Annotated in this window: 13 protein-coding genes; 5 read left to right on the forward strand and 8 right to left on the reverse strand. The window is 70.3% G+C overall.

The genetic code is table 11. The annotated features are described in order from the left end of the window. The 7 genes from ABD340_RS25540 to ABD340_RS25570 form a co-directional block, all read right to left on the reverse strand. Nucleotides 1-312 (reverse strand): hypothetical protein, encoded by a 312-nt coding sequence (locus ABD340_RS25540; RefSeq protein WP_344592214.1) that lies wholly within the window; start codon nucleotides 310-312, stop codon nucleotides 1-3. A gap of 62 nt (nucleotides 313-374) precedes the next feature. Beyond that, nucleotides 375-683: a hypothetical protein gene (locus ABD340_RS25545; RefSeq protein ID WP_344592215.1), complete on the reverse strand. Its 309-nt coding sequence runs from the start codon at nucleotides 681-683 to the stop codon at nucleotides 375-377. A gap of 238 nt (nucleotides 684-921) precedes the next feature. Further along, nucleotides 922-1,920 (reverse strand): ABC transporter ATP-binding protein, encoded by a 999-nt coding sequence (locus tag ABD340_RS25550; protein WP_344592216.1) that lies wholly within the window; start codon nucleotides 1,918-1,920, stop codon nucleotides 922-924. Continuing rightward, a complete protein-coding gene (locus tag ABD340_RS25555; protein ID WP_344592217.1) occupies nucleotides 1,910-2,911 on the reverse strand; it encodes an ABC transporter ATP-binding protein in 1,002 nt (333 codons plus the stop codon). The genes ABD340_RS25550 and ABD340_RS25555 overlap by 11 nt, the downstream gene beginning before the upstream one ends. 21 nt (nucleotides 2,912-2,932) lie before the next feature. Beyond that, nucleotides 2,933-4,495, reverse strand: coding sequence for an ABC transporter substrate-binding protein (locus ABD340_RS25560; protein WP_344592218.1), 1,563 nt, complete (start codon nucleotides 4,493-4,495; stop codon nucleotides 2,933-2,935). Nucleotides 4,496-4,568: 73 nt separating this feature from the next. Further along, nucleotides 4,569-5,453, reverse strand: a complete 885-nt coding sequence (locus tag ABD340_RS25565) for an ABC transporter permease (RefSeq protein ID WP_344592219.1) — start codon at nucleotides 5,451-5,453, stop codon at nucleotides 4,569-4,571. Further along, on the reverse strand, nucleotides 5,450-6,403 hold the full coding sequence (locus ABD340_RS25570; RefSeq protein WP_344592220.1) for an ABC transporter permease: 954 nt from the start codon (nucleotides 6,401-6,403) through the stop codon (nucleotides 5,450-5,452). The genes ABD340_RS25565 and ABD340_RS25570 overlap by 4 nt, the downstream gene beginning before the upstream one ends. Before the next feature lie 582 nt (nucleotides 6,404-6,985). Between ABD340_RS25570 and ABD340_RS25575 the strand changes: the two genes are divergently transcribed. Together ABD340_RS25575 and ABD340_RS25580 are read left to right on the forward strand one after the other, a co-directional pair. After that, on the forward strand, nucleotides 6,986-7,417 hold the full coding sequence (locus ABD340_RS25575; RefSeq protein WP_344592222.1) for an SMI1/KNR4 family protein: 432 nt from the start codon (nucleotides 6,986-6,988) through the stop codon (nucleotides 7,415-7,417). Nucleotides 7,418-7,587: 170 nt separating this feature from the next. After that, nucleotides 7,588-8,043, forward strand: coding sequence for an MFS transporter (locus ABD340_RS25580; protein WP_344592223.1), 456 nt, complete (start codon nucleotides 7,588-7,590; stop codon nucleotides 8,041-8,043). A 3-nt stretch (nucleotides 8,044-8,046) separates the two neighbouring features. Here the strand turns inward: ABD340_RS25580 and ABD340_RS25585 are convergent, their stop codons facing one another. Next, nucleotides 8,047-9,765 (reverse strand): serine/threonine-protein kinase, encoded by a 1,719-nt coding sequence (locus tag ABD340_RS25585; RefSeq protein WP_344592224.1) that lies wholly within the window; start codon nucleotides 9,763-9,765, stop codon nucleotides 8,047-8,049. Between the two features lie 198 nt (nucleotides 9,766-9,963). Between ABD340_RS25585 and ABD340_RS25590 the strand changes: the two genes are divergently transcribed. The 3 genes from ABD340_RS25590 (at nucleotide 9,964) to ABD340_RS25600 (ending at nucleotide 16,198) form a co-directional block, all read left to right on the forward strand. After that, complete coding sequence (locus ABD340_RS25590; protein ID WP_344592225.1) at nucleotides 9,964-10,848, forward strand: hypothetical protein; 885 nt, start codon at nucleotides 9,964-9,966, stop codon at nucleotides 10,846-10,848. A gap of 170 nt (nucleotides 10,849-11,018) precedes the next feature. Beyond that, nucleotides 11,019-13,880, forward strand: a complete 2,862-nt coding sequence (locus tag ABD340_RS25595; protein WP_344592226.1) for a glycosyl hydrolase family 95 catalytic domain-containing protein — start codon at nucleotides 11,019-11,021, stop codon at nucleotides 13,878-13,880. Further along, nucleotides 13,880-16,198 (forward strand): glycosyl hydrolase family 95 catalytic domain-containing protein, encoded by a 2,319-nt coding sequence (locus ABD340_RS25600; protein ID WP_344592227.1) that lies wholly within the window; start codon nucleotides 13,880-13,882, stop codon nucleotides 16,196-16,198. The genes ABD340_RS25595 and ABD340_RS25600 overlap by 1 nt, the downstream gene beginning before the upstream one ends. Nucleotides 16,199-16,261 lie beyond the last annotated feature (63 nt).

Here is a 16,261-nt window from a genome sequence, read left to right on the forward strand (position 1 = left end):
TCAGGCGCAGATGTCGTCGAGGTACTTGTCGTACGGCTTGCTGGTGCCCGTCTGCGTCCACGAGCTGTAGCCGGCCGTGATCTCCTCGCCGTCGGGCCCGCGCCAGGTCTGGGACTCGGGGTCGTAGTAGCCGGCCTGGGGGTCGGCGCCCGGGCCGTCGTCCTCGGCTCCCCAGGGCGTGGAGTAGGCGTAGCCGAACGGCCGCTGGTCGCCCTCGGGGGTGGGGATCGACTCCAGGTCGATGTCGGCGTGGTCCGGCGACAGGAAGGCGCGGGTCGTGCGGAGCGGAGGCCTGGTCAGAACACTGGGCATGGTCGTACCTTTCTCGGCCGAGGATCGCTCGTGCCGGGACCGGGATGCGGTTCTCGCAGTGGTCAGGACGCGGTCGTCGGCTCGGTGATCCCGATGATCCCCGGCACGTCGCCGGAGAAGGACCAGACGAGCTCGTCCGCGTCGTAGTGGCCGGCCGGCAGCCTCACCACGGTCTCGGGCTCGAACTCGTTGTCGAGTTCGTAGAGATAGGCGAGGGGTGCCGACCCGCTGGTGCGGGTGCGCGCGCGTGATTCGGTGGGCCTGGCCGGGATGACCATCTCGGTTCCGTCGAGCTCGGGACGGTCGAGGCGGAGGAACGTCGGCCAGCGGAGAGGGACGGACGGTCTCGTTTGTTCCGGCTCTCGGGTCATGCTGGGGGCCCTCCCGAAGATCACCGGCAACCCTCAAGATCACGTTTACATGGATCATCTTGGCCCACAAGACGCGATCATTGGCCTTATCCGGCCAATCAGAAATGGTCACAAGACTCGTCGCAAGGGCGGGATTCCGACCAGATGACCAGCCGAAACAGATTGGGAGCCGAGAGTGAAATCCCGGCTCCCAAAGAGACTTCAGCACGCCCCCGGCGGTCGCGGTGGGTTGTGGCGTCTAGCCCGCCTTCGTGGCCGGTGTCAGCGGGAAATGGCACGCGGTGAACTGGCCGGTCCGGACCTCGCGGACTTCCGGTTCCTCCTCGGCGCAGCGGTCCTGGGCCAGCGGGCAGCGGGTACGGAATCGGCAGCCCGTGGGCGGCGACATTGGTGAGGGCATGTCGCCTTCGAGTGCGGGACCGGTGAACCCCTGGTCCGGATCGGTCAGCGGAACGGAGTCGAGGAGGGCGCGGGTGTAGGGGTGGGCGGGAGAGTCGTAGACCTCGGCGGCGTCGCCGAACTCGCACACCTTGCCCAGGTACATGACCATGACGTTGTCGCTGATGTTGCGCACCACCCCGAGGTCGTGCGCGATGAACACGACGGTCAGGTCGTAGTCGGCCTTGAGGTCGGAGATGAGGTTGAGGATCTGCGCCTGGACGGACACGTCCAGCGCGGAGACGGGCTCGTCGCACAGGAGGAGCCGGGGGTTGACCGCGAGGGCCCGGGCGATCGCGACCCGCTGGGCCTGTCCCCCGGACAGCTGCCGGGGCAGCAGGCGGGTGAACCGCTCGTCGGAGAGGCCGACCTTGGCCAGCACGTCCGCCGACATCGCGGCCCGCTCGGCGGCGGGGGAACCGTTGACCGCGAGGCCCTCGACGACGATGTCCTTGACCGAGCGGCGGGGGTTCAGCGACGCCACCGGATCCTGGAAGATCATCTGCATCTGCCGCCGGAGCGTCCGCATCCGGCGCTCGCCGGCCTGCTCGATCCGTTCGCCGCCGAAGCTGATCCGGCCCGAGGTCGCCCGGTCCAGGCGCAGCATGGCCCGTCCGGTGGTGGACTTGCCGCAGCCGGACTCGCCGACGATCCCGAGCGTCTCCCCCGGCAGCACGTCGAAGCTGACCTTGGAGACCGCCTGTACGGTCCCCGTCTTGCCGGGGTACTCGACGACCAGATCCCGCACGGACAGCAGTGCCTGCTCGCCGCGCAGGTGCGCGGTCCCGCTACCGGCCATTGAGATCGACTCCTTCCGGGCCCGTCACCGGGCGGACGCAGGCCACGTGGTGGTCGGCCGCCACCGCCGCCATGGACGGACCGGGGTCGCGGCACTCGTCGTCGGCGTGCGCGCAGCGCGCCGTGAACCGGCACCCTTCCGGCGGGTTCACCGGATCCGGCAGCGAGCCCGGGATCAGCCGCAGCGGCGTGTTCCGCTCGTGCTCGAGGGTCGGTGTCGCCTCCAGCAGGGCGTGGGTGTAGCGGTGCCGGGGCGTGTCGAACACGAGGCGGGTCGAGCCGGCCTCGGCCAGCCGGCCGGCGTACATCACCGCGACCCGGTCGGTCCGCCCCGCGACGACGGCGAGGTCGTGGCTGATCAGCACCAGCGACATCCCGCGATCGCGCTGCACGCGGCGCAGCAGGTCCAGGATCTGCCGCTGGATCGTCACGTCCAGCGCGGTCGTCGGCTCGTCGGCGATCAGCAGCTCGGGCTCGCAGGCCAGCGCGATCGCGATCATCACCCGCTGGCGCATGCCGCCCGACAGTTCGTGCGGGTAGTTGCGCAGCCGCCGTTCGGGGTCGGGCACGCCGACCTCCCGCAGGAGGCCGACGGCCCGGCCGCGCGCCTCGGAGCGGCCGACGCCGAGCAGCCTGCGCATGCCCTCGGTCAGCTGGCGTTCCACCCGCACCACCGGATTGAGGGAGCGGCCGGGGTCCTGGAACACCATGGCCACCTGCTTGCCCCAGATCTCCGCCCGCTGCTTGCGGGGCATGGAGAGCAGGTCCCGGCCCTTGAAGAGGACCTCCCCGGAGCACTCCGCCCGCGCCGGGAGCCGGCCCATGATCGCCCGGGCCATCATCGACTTGCCGGATCCGGACTCGCCGACCACTCCCAGCGCCTGGGCGCGGTCGACGTCCAGGGACACGTCCTGCACGGCCCGCACCACGCCCCGCGGGGTGCCGATGTAGGCGTGCAGGTTCCGCACCCGCAGCACGGGTTCAGCACTCATGACCTGACCTCTCGTCCCGTGTCACCGCTGGATCCACAGTTCCTCGGGCAGCAGCGACCCGAAGCCGTACAGCCTGGCACCGTGGACGTTCCTCGCCGTCTCGACCGCGGGCGAGGCACGGGAGAAGAAGATCATGGGGACGAGGGCGACCAGGCGCTCCTGCACCACCTTGTAGGCCGCTCTGCGTTCCTCCAGCGACGTCGATCTGCGGCCCTTGTCCAGCGCCGCGTTCATCTGCGGGTCGTTGACACCCGAGTGGTTGGAGGGGGACCTGCCGTGCAGGACCGACCACAGCTGCGGCTCGGGGTCCACGAGCAGGGCCGAGGAGATGAGCATGTCGAAGTCCTTCGAGGCGTAGACCGCCGCGGTTTTGGCGTGATCGATGGTCCGGATCTTGACTTCGACGTTCTTGAACGCGCTGAGCTGGGCCTGGACGCTCTCCGACGTGCCCTTCGCCTCCGTGGAGGGCTGGGCGCTGAAGGTGAACGAGACGCGCTTGCCCTCGGCGGCCAGCTGGTCGAACAGCCGCTGCGCGAGTTCCTTGTCCGGCTTCGTCAGCGCGATGTCCTCATAGAACGGTGAGGACTCGGTGAACAGCCTCTTGGGGACCTTCCCCTTGCCGTTGTTCAAGGAGAGGTCGGTCGCGTCGAGGTCCAGTGCCGCGGCGACGGCCTGGCGTGCCCGCGGATCGTTGAACGGCGGCCTGCGCGAGTTCATGACCAGGCCCTGACCGCCGCTCATCGGCATGACCTGGGTGGTGAAGCCCGCCTTGCGCGCCTTGTCGATGGTCTTCCAGCTGGTGTCGACGGTCACGTCGGCGTCGCCGCTGGTCAGGGTGCTCAACCGCTGTGTGCTGTCGGGCGTGGCGCGGAGCAGGATGGCGTCGAGGTAGGGCTTGGGCGCATCCCAGTACCGGGGATTCTTCACCAACTGGACCTTGTCGTGGCGGGTCCACGATTTCAGGGTGAACGGGCCCGCGCCGACGGGTTTCGCGTCGTACGCCCGCTGCCCCTGCGCCAGTGCCTTCGGCGATGCGATCCAGTTCATCCCGCTGGCGACCACGCCCTGGACGTAGTTCGGGATCGGCATCTTCAGCGTGACCTTCAGCGTCCGGCCGTCCAGCACCTCGGTCGAGGCGACCGCCGCCGCGTCCCGGATGGAGGGGGACCCGGTGGCCGGTTTCCCGAGCCGGTCCCAGTTGAACTTCACGGCGTGCGCGTCCAGCGGGCTGCCGTCGGTGAAGGTCAGCCCGTCGCGCAGCTTCAGTTCGAAGGTCGCGCCCTTGTCCTTGCTGGTGAAGCTCTCGGCCATCTGATAGCTGATCTTGCCGGTCACCGCGTCGTTGATCATCAAGGTGCCGTACAGGGCGTTGCCCAGGACGGCGTTGAACGCCCACGCGTTCGACAGGATCGCCGGATCCAGGCTCCGCGGCTCATTGATCATGACGATCCGGGCGGTGCCGCCCGGCACCGGGTCGCCGGCCGGCCCGGTCGATGTGCCGGCGGTCGGGCCGCTGCACGCGGCCGTGACCAGCGCCGCGGCACAGGCCACCACGGCTGCCGGGAAACGTCTGGTTCGGAGCATCGTTCGACCTCTTGTCAGCGGTCCGGGGGTGGGACGGGGCGGTCGGCCGTGCAGAACGGTCGGTCGGTCGGCGTCAGTCGTGCAGGGTGCGGTCGAACCGGCGCCGGAGGTGGTCACCGGCCAGGTTCAGCGAGAACACGGTGAGGAAGATGACCAGTGCGGGCATGAGCACCATGTGCGGCGAGTCCTCGATGGCGTCCTTGCCGTCGTTGATCATCCCGCCCCAGCTCGGGGTGGGCGGCGGGATCCCCAGCCCGAGGAAGCTCAACGACCCCTCCGCGACGATCAGCGCGGCCATCACGATCGGCAGGTAGGCACCGAGCGAGGGCAGGACGTTGGGCAGGATCTCCTTCATGAGGATCCGGCGGTGCCCCGCCCCCATGTTCCGCGCCGCCAGCACGAACTCCCGCGACGACCACGCCAGGGTGTTCGCCCGCGCCAGCCGGAGGAAGGTGGGCAGCACCAGCAGCGTCAGCCCCACCAGCAGGGTCCGCACGCTGGGGGTGAGGATGGACGACAGCGCCAGCAGCAGGATCAGCGGCGGGAACGCCAGCATCGCGTCGGACAGCAGCCGCATCACCGCGTCCACCCGCTTGCCGAGGTAGCCGGAGAGCATCCCGAGGAATCCGCCGGCGACGAACCCGACCAGGCCCGCGACGGCGCCGACCACGAGCGAGACCCGCGCCCCGTGGACGGCACGCGACAGGATCGACCGGCCCAGGTAGTCGGTGCCCATCACCAGGTCGAGGGATCCCCACCGCGGGCCCTGGTGCGGCGTGCCCACCGCCGTGGCGTACGGCGCCAGTGGCAGCAGGTTCGCGAACAACGCCATCCCGATCATCGCGATCAGCCAGGCGAAGGCCAGGTACACCAGCACCGACCGGGTCTTCCGGACCGCGGGGACGACCGGTGCGGCCGGCGCGGCGAGGCGGCCCCCGGCAACGTGCGACTGCGTCATGCGGTGGCCGCCTTCCGGACTCGGGGATCGATCAGCCGGTAGCTCAGGTCGACCACCGTGTTGATCAGGACGTAGAGCACCGCGATGAACACCACCACTCCCTGCACCATGATCAGGTCTCGCGAGACGATCGAGGTCGTCAGCAACTGGCCGAGGCCCGGCAGCAGGAACAGCGACTCGACGATCACCGTTCCGCCCATCAGCCGGCCGAGGTTGATGCCCGCGAGCGTGATCAGCGACATCGACGACGGCCGCAGCGCGTGCCGGAACATCACGTAGGCCGGGCCCATCCCCTTGGCTCGGGCCGCCCCGACGAAGTCCTCCCGGAGCGTTCCGATCAGGTCCTCCCGCAGGACGCGCTGGAAGGCGGCGATCTCGATCAGTGCGATGGAGATCGCGGGCAGCAGCGCGCCGCGCAGGTTCCCGCCGAGGCCCTCGCCGACGTCCGACCAGCCGATCACGGGGAACCAGCCGAGTTGCAGCGCGAACAGGTAGATCAGCACCGGGCCCGCGATGAACGCCGGCACCGACAGCAGCAGCGAGGAGACCACGTTGATCGACCGGTCGAGCGGGCTCGCCGGCCGGACCGCGGAGGCCACCGCCAGCAGCACCGCGACGACCAGCGCGATCAGCAGGGCCATGACCGCCAGCTGCAAGGTCACCGGCAACCGCTCCGCGATCGCTTCGGTCACCGGCTGGTTGGTGATCGGGGAGGTGCCCAGGTCCCCGCGTGCGGCGTTGCCGAGCCAGTCCAGGTACTGCGCCCAGAACGGCTGGTCCAGGCCCAGCTGCGCGTTCAGCGCGGCGATGGCCTGCGGCGTCGCGTCCTCGCCGAGGATCACCGCCGCGACCGACCCGGGCGCCAGGCTCATCAACGCCACCACGGCGAAGGAGACCAGCAGCACCACAAGGAGACTGCGGCCGACCCGGGCCGCGACGGTGAGCATCATACGGCCCGCCTTCCCTGGAGCACTCTGTCGAGCGGACGGCGCCCTGTTGGAAGAGCGCGGGGCTCCACCGGCTGGCACCGACCGGTACGAGAACCATATTCACGAGAAACGGTAAAAACAAGTAGCACTTGGGAGAATGGTCCTCTACCATAGGCGCCCGCGACCTCCGCCGCACGGCCGCTGCCGGCGCGGCGCGCGCGCCACCGCCGCCGCCGATCACGTCCAGGATGCCTGGAGCACCTCTGGACCTGGTGGGATGGCCGCCGGCGCGGCACGGACGGGGACCATTCGGAAGCTCGGCCGCTCGCGCGATCTGTTTCCGAACAATAAAAGTCGAGCAGAATTAATAATGCCCGATGCGCGCGGACACCGGTCCGATCAAAGGATTACCGGGCCGCCGCGAATATCAGCGCTCCGCCGCCGGCCTCGGCGCAATGCCACGACACCGGACCTTCGCCGCCCGCCGCCCCGACCGCTTGGCACGCACACAGGGCGTTATCGACGTTCACAGCCCGGAGCCGGCATCGTCCTACGGGGGAGGCCAACTGGACGGCGCGGGCAGGCTTTCGTCATGATTCGCCAATGTGGCGTGAGCTGATCGAACAACACACCTCCCAGGCCCGGTTCGCCTCTCCGGTCACGGAACAGGCCCTGTTCCAGGTGGAGGAGGCGCTGGGGCACCTGCTCCCCGACGACCTGGTCAAACTTCTCGGTGAGACCGACGGCGTGATCGACGCCAACGGATACAACCTGGTCTTCTCCGCCGAACAGCTTCTCCAGGGCAACCTGGAAATGCGCACCTACCCGGCCCTGAAACGGCTCTACATGTCGTTCGACCAACTGCTGTTCATCTCCGACGCTCCCGGGGACGGCAACCTGTTCGCCTACGCCCTCGTCCCCGAAGGCAGGCCGGACATCTTCGTCTGGGACCACCGGACCGACAATCGCCGCTGCGTCGCGCCGTCCCTGGAACACTTCATCGAATCGTGGCTCACCGGCCACATCCAGCTGTGACCCGCCCCTTGGCCGATACCGCGCCATGATCAGGATGACGCCCGCAAAAACGGAGGCCGGCGTCAGAGCAGGCTTCCGTTGCCGCGCATGGCCGCGGCCGGTTCATCCTGATCTACGAGCTCGTCTTCTCCGTCGGCGTCGTCGCGGCCGGCCTGGTCGGGTTCTGGGTGGTGCCGCACCTGGGCTGGGAGTTGATGTTCCTCGTCGGCGCCACCCTGTGCGCGCTGACCATCGACTTCGTCGGCCGCCGCATCTGGTTCACCGCCGCCCTCGGCGGCTCCGCGATCTTCCTTTTCCTGCTCGCCGGCTCCGGGCTCGACGCGCCCTCAGACCTGATGGTCTTCGGCAGCGGCGCCTACTTCTTCGCCGCCGCGGCCGCGATCGGCGTCTACCTCTACACCCCCGAGCTCTACCCGACCCGGATCCGGGCGATCGGCGTCGGCGCCGCCACCGCGTGGCTCCGGCTCGCCTCGATGATCAGCCCTCTGATCATCGGCACCTTCATCGCCTGCGGGCTGCACTGGGTGTTCGCGGTCTTCGGCGGCATCGCCGTGCTCGTCGCCGTCATCGTCCCCTTGTTCGCCATCGAGACCAAGGGCGAAGTCCTCGAGTACCTCTCCCCCTGAGCCTCACTTCAGCGAACGCACGCTGCGAAGGATCCTGTCGACCGTTCTCTGGTCGGCGAATCGCATGTTCGGCCCGGTGAGGACGGTGAAGGTGAACGGCCCCCCGTCCCGCCCGGGAACCCGTGAGGCGGCCGTCAGGACATGGACGCGGGCTCCGCTTCTGGTGGCGTTGCACTCGTCCACGCCGGCCACCGACTGGACGGTGAACGAGTGCACTTGGGCCTGGACGCCGCCGGCAAGGGTGAGCGTGCGGCGCGTGCCCGCGTCCAAGACCGGAGGCCTGTAGTCGACGTGGAACGCGCTTACCGCCCACTGACGTGCCTGCTTCTCGGCCGACTCTGCCAGGGCGTTCATCTGGCCCGGCGCGGCATTGACGATGCCCTTGCCGCTGCGAACACCGGCAAGAGCCAGGTAACAGCCGTTGCCGTCGCCGTTCTCCTGTTGGATGTAGGCGATGTTCGACGCCCCGATGACCGGTTTTTCCGTGGCGTCGGTGTACGACATCACGTAGCCGGGGGTCCCTGGCGTCCAGGAAGCCGGCACCTCGTAAGCCACCTCCCACTGCTGAGAGGTGACCACACGCCAGCCATCGTTCATCGGTGTGAGCGGGTCGCGACTCGCCGCGGCCGAAGCGGAAGGCTTGGACGGTGAAAGATCCTTGTCGCGCGAGTCCGAGTCGCTGGCCGCGGAGACGGCGAACGCGATGCCCGCCCCCGCCGCGACCAGAACGGCGGCCACGGCGGCGATTCCGGCCTTGAGACGTTTGGCCCCGCTGCGCGTCCCACCGGCGTCGCCCCGGGTGGGGTCACCGGACGGAGGGAGCACGGACGGCTGCGGCGCCGTAGGCGGCAGGGGCGGCCGCTCGGTCGTCCCGCCGCCGACGGCGCGCAAGCGCTGCGCGACGGTCGCGGCGTCGGCGGGGCGGGCCGCCATGTCCTTGGCGAGCAACTCGGCGACCAGCGCGCGCAGCTCCGCCGGAAACGAGTCGGGCAGAGGTTCCGGCGTCGCATTCAGGTGCATGTACATCAGCTGCGCGAAGCCGCCCTCGGCCTTGAAGGGCGGCCTGCCGGTCAAGAGCTCGTGCAGGACGCAGCCCAGCGAGTACAGGTCGGTGCGCGGGCCGACCTCGCCGCCGAACTGTTCGGGCGCCATGTAGCGGGGCGTTCCGATCACGCTGCCGTCGGTGGTCAGCCGCGTGGTGGTGTCCCCCAGCCAGGCGATGCCGAAGTCGCAGATCTTCACGCGGCCGTCGGCCAGGATGAGCAGGTTCGCCGGCTTGACGTCACGGTGCACCACGCCGCGCGCATGCGCGGCGGCGAGCCCCTCGGCGACCTGCGCGGCCAGCGACACCGCCTGCGGAACCGGCAGGCCGCCGGGCGCGACGCCCAGGACCGTGCGCAGGTCCCGGCCCTCCAGCAGTTCCATCACCAGGTAGACCAGGCGCCCGTCGGGGACTTCGGGGTGCGGCTCCTCGCCGATGTCGAACACGACGGTGACGGCCGGATGCTGCAGCGTTCCCGCGGTCTCGGCCTCACGCCGCAGCCGGGCCACCGCCTGCTCGCCCGGCGCCGCGTCCAGCGAAAGCACCTTCACGGCCACCGGGCGGCGCAAACGCCGGTCGGTCCCGCACCAGACCTCGCCCATGCCGCCGCGGCCGATGAGGGTCTCCAGCCGGTACCGGCCGCCCAGTTCCATCCCGTTCCGCACAATGGAAGATCTCATCAGGAAGATCAGCATAGTCCCGGGGGCTCCAAGAACGCGGAGATCGGTCGCCGGTGCGCTCCATCGGCCTCCGGGGGTAGGCCGGGTACATCTGGAGAATCAGTCTGCGCAGGGAAGATACATCCGCGGGCACTGTCGGGATGATCTTTCGGATTCCTAGGGTCCTGGGCTAGACGAAGCCCCCCACAAGGAGTCCCGATGAAGCAGAGAGCAATTCTGGGAATGGTCGCGGCCGCGGTACTCGGCATGTCGGCGATCGCGACGCCCGCCAAGGCCGCTCCCACCGCACCCGTCATCGAGATCCAGGCCGGTGACGACGGATTCAGCGCGCCGGCGTCCCACACCAGCGGCACGACGTCGTTCCGGGTCGACACCACCGCGACCGGCGACCTCGGCAGCATCATCGGCCTGGTCCGGCTGCGCCCCGGCGCCACGCCGGCGAGCTTCGCCGACCACCTGGGCAAGGTGTTCTCCGATGACCCGGACGTCGCCGTCCCGGCGGGGCGGGCGCTGATGGCCGAGGCCGAACTGCTCGGCGGTGCCGAGTCCCAGCCCGGACGGTCCACGAGCTTCACCACCACGCTGCGGCCCGGCACCTACTATCTGCTCGACTACCTCGACTTCGAGACCCAGACCCCGGCGGGCCCGGAGGCGCTGCGCAAGCTGACCGTCAAGCGTGAGCGCCACGAAGGACGCGCCCCCGCACCCGGCGCGGTCGTGGGCATGTCCCGAACGCCGTCCGGCCCCCGGTTCCACCTGCCCGCCCGCGTCCGGGCGGGCGCCCCGCTGCTGGTGACCAACCGCCTGGACCAGGTGAACGAGGCCATCTTCGTACCGGTGCGCCCGGGGACCACCACGGCCGACCTGCAGAAGTTCTTCGAAGGGGTCCAGAACGGCGAATGGGGCGAGCCGCCGTTCGCCGGAGCCCCGCTGGGCACCCCTCCGCTGTCGCCCGGCCGCACCCTGCTCCTCCAGACGCCGCTGAAGCCGGGCCGGTACGCGGTGATCACCTGGGTGATCGACCTGACCGACGGCGTCCGGCTCGGCGCCAAGGGCATGCACTCCCTGATCGACGTCACCTGACGGTCCTCGACCCGCGGCCGGGCGTGTCCGCCCGGCCGCACCCATAGAGATAGGACCAATCAAGCAATTTACTATTTGTAAGCGCTTTCCTTACCCGAGATCACGTGTAAAGATCCCATGTATCCCGCCTTCCGGGTGTGTCGAGGTCGAACCAGTGAGGTGACTGACCGATGACCAAGCCACTCCCTCCGTCCAGGCGCGGCTTCCTCGGCGGAGTGCTGGGAACCGCGGCGGCGGCCGGGATCGCGCAGGTGCCCGCCGAGCCGGCGGCGGCAGAGCCGGCCGCGGTCGGGCTGCGCGACATGACGGATCGGGCCTGGGAGAGATTCCTGGCCGAGCAGGATCTGCGCTGGGCGCGACTCCCCCGGACCTGGTACGAGGGGCCCTTCCTCGGCGACGGGTTCCTCGGCTCGATGGTGTACCAGGAGCCGGGCGGCAAGGGCCTGCGGTTCACCGTGCACCACAGCCGGGTGCAGGACCACCGTCCCCAGTTCGGCAACGAGTGGGGGGTGGCCCGGCTTCCGGTCGGCAACCTCACGCTGGAGCCGGTCGGCGAGATCACCGGCGTCGACCTCCGCCTGGACCTGTGGAACGCCGAACTGCGCGGCACCATCACGACCGGCAAGGGCCGGATCGGGCTGCGCGCCTTCGTCGAGAGCGGCCGCTCGCTGCTGGCCGTCGCGGTGCGGCCGAGCGAAGGCGAACGCGGCGTCCGCCTGACGTTCCGCCCGTCGAAGGCGATCAGCCCTCGGACGATCCGCGAGGACCCGCCCAAGGACTTCCAGCTCAATCCGGACCCGGGGACGCGCACCGAAGGCGGCGTCACGCTCGTGACGCAGCCCATGGTCGCCGGGGGCCAGACCGCCACCGCGCACCGAGAGCGGGCGGACGACGGCGAGCGCGTCCTCTACCTGTCGGTGGCGCACACCTTTCCCGACACGAACGCGGAGCGCGAGGCGCTCGACGCCGTACGGTCCGCGCCCGGGATCACCCGGCTGACGCGCGAGCACAGGACGTGGTGGCACCGCTTCTACCGCAAGAGCTTCATCTCCGTCCCGGACGGGCTGCTGCAGAGCTTCTACTGGATCCAGCTCTACAAGCTGGCCTCGGCGGCCCGCGCCGAGGCCCCGATCATGGCCACCACCGGGCCGTGGCTGGAACCGACCCCGTGGCCGTCGGTGTGGAACAACCTCAACTCCCAGCTGGAGTACTGGCCGGTCTACGGGTCGAACCACCTGGAGCTGGATCCGATACCGAGGTCGCTGAAGACCTACCAGCAGACGCTGGTGAGCGCGCTGCGCCCGGAGTTCCGGCACGACTCGATGGGGTTGCGGCGCAGCACCGACGCCCAGTTCGACGACGCCGGATACGTGGGCGCGCCCGGGTACTCCTCACCGGATCCGGAGATCGGCAACCTGCCCTGGCTGCTGCACAACGCGTGGCTGACCTACCGGCACAGCATGGACGAGCGCGTCCTGCGGGAGACGGTGTTCCCGATCCTGCGGCGGGCGATGAACTACTACCTGCACTTCCTGGCGCCGGGCGACGACGGGCGGCTGCACCTGCCGCCGACCTTCTCCCCCGAGTACGGGACGGCGCCGGACTGCAACTACGACCTGGCGCTGATCCGCTGGAGCTGCCGGACGCTGCTCGACTCCGCCGAGCGGCTCGGCGTCGACGACCCGCTCGCGCCGCGCTGGAAGGAGGTCTTCGACAAGCTCGTCGACTACCCGGTGGACGGCAACGGGTTCATGGTGGGCACGGGCGTGCCGTTCGCCAAGTCCCATCGGCACTACTCGCACATGCTCGCCGTCTACCCGCTGTACCTGGTCAACTGGGAGCAGCCCGAGAACCGCGACCTCATCGACCGTTCGCTCAAGCACTGGATCGGCTTCGAGGGCGCGCTGCGCGGCTACAGCTTCACGGGGGCGTCCTCGATCTCCGCCACGATGGGCCGCGGCGACGACGCGCTGAAGTACCTGCGGGAGTTCGTGGCGCGTTTCGCGCAGCCGAACACCCACTACTACGAGGCCGGGCCGGTCATCGAGACGCCCCTGTCGGGCGCGCAGAGCCTCCACGACATGCTGTGCCAGAGCTGGGGCGGCACCATCCGCGTGTTCCCCGCCGTGCCCGGCGCGTGGCGGGACGTCACCCTGCACGACTTCCGCGCCGAGGGGGCGTTCCTGGTCAGCGCGGTGCGCAAGGACGGGGTGACCCAGTTCGTCCGGGTGCGCAGCCTCGCGGGCGAACCCTGCCGGTTGCGGCACGGCCTGCCCGGGAAGCCGGTCGTCCGCGCCGCGCACGGCCGTCCGCCGCGGTGGCGCGACGTCGGCGGCGGGACGATCGAGATCGACCTCGCGCGCGGCCAGGAGGCCGTCGTGCACGCCGAGGGCACCCGGCCCGACCTGGTCATCGCGCCGGTCCGGGTGACCGTCCCGGCGCAGCCGTGGGGGCTGGGGCCGCTGCCGCCGTCCGGCCAGGCGGTGCCCGTCGAGCTGGCGGGCCACTTCGACAACGACGGCGTCACCAGCGAGTTCTACATGGGCGACGGCGACTTCGACGGGTCCGGCAACACCTACCCGGCCGCCGCGCTGCCGCAGACCGGGCGGGTGACCGACGACGGCATCGAGTTCCTGTTCGTCAACGACGTCGAGGGCACGAAGAACAACCTCACCGCGTCCGGGCAGACGATCCCGGTCCCCGCAGGGAAGTACGCGCGGCTCCACCTCCTCGGCGCGAGCGACAACGGCAACACCGACGCCACCATGACCGCCGTCTACGCCGACGGCTCGACCGCGACGCTGCCGCTCCGGCTCACCGACTGGAAGTCCGGCCCCGCCTACGGCGAGAGCGAGGCGATCCGCGCGCCCCAGCACCACTCGCGTACCGGGGCCAAGGACGTCAAGGTCGCGATCTTCCACCAGAAGGCCGATCTCGACCCCGCCAAGGAGCTGAAGGAGCTGCGGCTGCCGTCCCTGCCCCGTCCCCGCCCCCACCTGTTCGCCGTCTCTCTCGAAAGGCCGCGCAGCTGATGACCGAGATCTCACGACGGACCCTGCTCGGCGGCACGCTCGCCGGGACCGCGCTCGCCGGGACCGCGGGCACGCTGGCCGGCGCGCCCCGCGCCATGGCCGCTCCAGGGCTGATCCAGGAGGACGTCGACTGGGAGCGGTTCCTCGCCGACGCGGACCCGGTGTGGCGGCGGATGCCGCAGACCTGGTACGAGGGCCCCTTCCTGGGCAACGCCTTCCTGGGGTCGGGCATCTACGCCGAGCCCGGCGCCAACGCGGTCCGCTTCAACGTGCAGCACAGCCAGGTGCAGGACCACCGGCCGCAGTTCGGGTCGCTGTTCGGGCTGGCCAGGCTGCCGATCGGGTACCTGACGCTGGAACCGGTGGGCGCGATCACGGGCGTCGACTGGCGGCTGGACCTGTGGAACGCCGAGCTGCGCGGCACGATCACCACAGCGGCGGGGAGCCTGGAGCTGCGCGCGCTGGTGCACAACGACCGGTCGGTGCTGGCGGTCGAGGTGACTCCGACCGCCGGGGAGGAGGGCTTCCGCTGGGCCTTCCATCCGGCGAAGGCGATCAGCCCGCGGGCCGACCCGGTCTTCGAACGGCCGCCGCCCGAGGGGTACGCGGCCAACCCGGACCCGACCGTGACGCGCCACGGAGACCTGGAGGTCATCGTCCAGCCGCTGCTGGCGGGCGGGCAGCACGTCACCGCCTGGCAGGACGTGCGCAGGGGACGGCGGCGCACCCTCTACGCGGGCGTGGCCTGGTCCTTCCCCGGGACGAAGGCCGAGGGGGAGGCCGTCCGGATGGTCCGCGGGGCCGCCCGCCTCCCGCTGGGCGGGCTGGCCGCCGGCCACCGGTCGTGGTGGCACGACTACTACCGCAAGAGCTTCCTGTCCCTGCCCGACCAGCGGATGCAGAGCTTCTACTGGATCCAGCTCTACAAGATCGCCTCCGCGGCGCGGCGGGACGCGCCGGTGATGGCGACGTGCGGCCCCTGGCTGGAGCCCACGCCGTGGCCCGCGACCTGGTGGAACCTGAACGTCCAGCTGGAGTACTGGATGATCCACGGGTCCAACCATCTGGAGCTGGACGCGGTCACCCGCAGCCTGGGCGAGTTCCGGGACGCCCTCGTCGACCAGGTCGATCCGGAGTACCGTGCCGACTCCGCGGGCATCCCGCGCACCACCGACATGAACCTGCTGAACGGCGCGGCGAGCGGTAACAGCGGGTATCCGGTCGGCGTGCCCGGCCGGTCGTCGCCCACGCCCGAGGTCGGCAACCTGACCTGGGCACTGCACAACGTGTGGCTGTCCTACCGGCACACGTTGGACGGGCGGATCCTGCGCGAGGTGGTCTTCCCGCTGCTGCGCAGGGCGATCAACTACTACCTGCACTTCCTGGCCCCGGGCCCGGACGGGCGGCTGCACCTGCCGTACACCTTCTCCCCCGAGTACGGCGTGAACGCGCCGGACTGCAACTACGACCTCGCGCTGATCCGGTGGGGCTGCCGGACGCTGCTGGAATCGGCGCGCCTGCTGCGCGTCGACGATCCGCTGGCGCCGCGCTGGCGCGCCGTCCTGGACACGCTGGCGGACTACCCGGCCGACGAGAACGGCTACATGATCGGCGCGGGCGTGCCGTTCGCCAAGTCGCACCGGCACTACTCGCACCTGCTGATGGTCTATCCGCTGTACGAGGTGACCTGGGAGCGGCCGGACAAGCGGGCCCTCATCGACCGGTCGCTCAAGCACTGGATCAGCTTCGAGGGGGCGCTGCAGGGCTACAGCTTCACCGGTGCGGCCTCGATGTCGGCGCAGATGCTGCGGGGCGAGGACGCGCGGTCCTACCTCGCCGAGCTGCTGCGCCGCTTCGTCCAGCCGAACACCATGTACAAGGAGTCGGGCCCGGTCATCGAGACTCCGCTGTCGGCGGCGCAGTCGCTGTTCGACATGGTGTGCCAGAGCTGGGGCGGGGTGATCCGGGTCTTCCCGGCGCTGCCCGCCTCCTGGCCCGATCTCACCGTGCACGACTTCCGCACGCAGGGCGCTTTCCTGCTGTCGGCGGTGCGCCGCGGGGGCCGCACCGAGTTCGTCCGGCTGGCCAGCCTGGCGGGCGCGCCGTGCCGGGTGCGCACCGGGATCCCCGGTCCGGTGCGGGTCCGCGGCGCCTCGGGACGGCCGATCCGGTGGCGGACCCTCCCCGGCGGCGACCTCGAGATCGATCTGCGCCGCGGCGAGGAGGTGGTGATCCACGCGGCCGGGCACCGTCCCGACCTGCGCGTCTCGCCGGTCGCACCGGCCGAGCCCGCGCCGCCGTGGGGCCTGCCCACCTAGCGCCTGACACATCCAATGAATTCGAGCTGCTTCCCGGCTTCTGCTCGCCGGGATATTGACTCT

This window comes from Actinomadura vinacea, from assembly GCF_039532545.1.
Taxonomy (GTDB): Bacteria; Actinomycetota; Actinomycetes; order Streptosporangiales; family Streptosporangiaceae; genus Spirillospora; species Spirillospora vinacea.

Bases quoted from the DNA above. Each gene is read 5' to 3' on its own strand.
- ABD340_RS25540 (WP_344592214.1), bottom strand. From the start codon at position 312: ATGCCCAGTGTTCTGACCAGGCCTCCGCTCCGCACGACCCGCGCCTTC.
- ABD340_RS25545 (WP_344592215.1), bottom strand. From the start codon at position 683: ATGACCCGAGAGCCGGAACAAACGAGACCGTCCGTCCCTCTCCGCTGG.
- ABD340_RS25550 (WP_344592216.1), bottom strand. From the start codon at position 1,920: ATGGCCGGTAGCGGGACCGCGCACCTGCGCGGCGAGCAGGCACTGCTG.
- ABD340_RS25555 (WP_344592217.1), bottom strand. From the start codon at position 2,911: ATGAGTGCTGAACCCGTGCTGCGGGTGCGGAACCTGCACGCCTACATC.
- ABD340_RS25560 (WP_344592218.1), bottom strand. From the start codon at position 4,495: ATGCTCCGAACCAGACGTTTCCCGGCAGCCGTGGTGGCCTGTGCCGCG.
- ABD340_RS25565 (WP_344592219.1), bottom strand. From the start codon at position 5,453: ATGACGCAGTCGCACGTTGCCGGGGGCCGCCTCGCCGCGCCGGCCGCA.
- ABD340_RS25570 (WP_344592220.1), bottom strand. From the start codon at position 6,403: ATGATGCTCACCGTCGCGGCCCGGGTCGGCCGCAGTCTCCTTGTGGTG.
- ABD340_RS25575 (WP_344592222.1), top strand. From the start codon at position 6,986: ATGTGGCGTGAGCTGATCGAACAACACACCTCCCAGGCCCGGTTCGCC.
- ABD340_RS25585 (WP_344592224.1), bottom strand. From the start codon at position 9,765: ATGAGATCTTCCATTGTGCGGAACGGGATGGAACTGGGCGGCCGGTAC.
- ABD340_RS25590 (WP_344592225.1), top strand. From the start codon at position 9,964: ATGAAGCAGAGAGCAATTCTGGGAATGGTCGCGGCCGCGGTACTCGGC.
- ABD340_RS25595 (WP_344592226.1), top strand. From the start codon at position 11,019: ATGACCAAGCCACTCCCTCCGTCCAGGCGCGGCTTCCTCGGCGGAGTG.
- ABD340_RS25600 (WP_344592227.1), top strand. From the start codon at position 13,880: ATGACCGAGATCTCACGACGGACCCTGCTCGGCGGCACGCTCGCCGGG.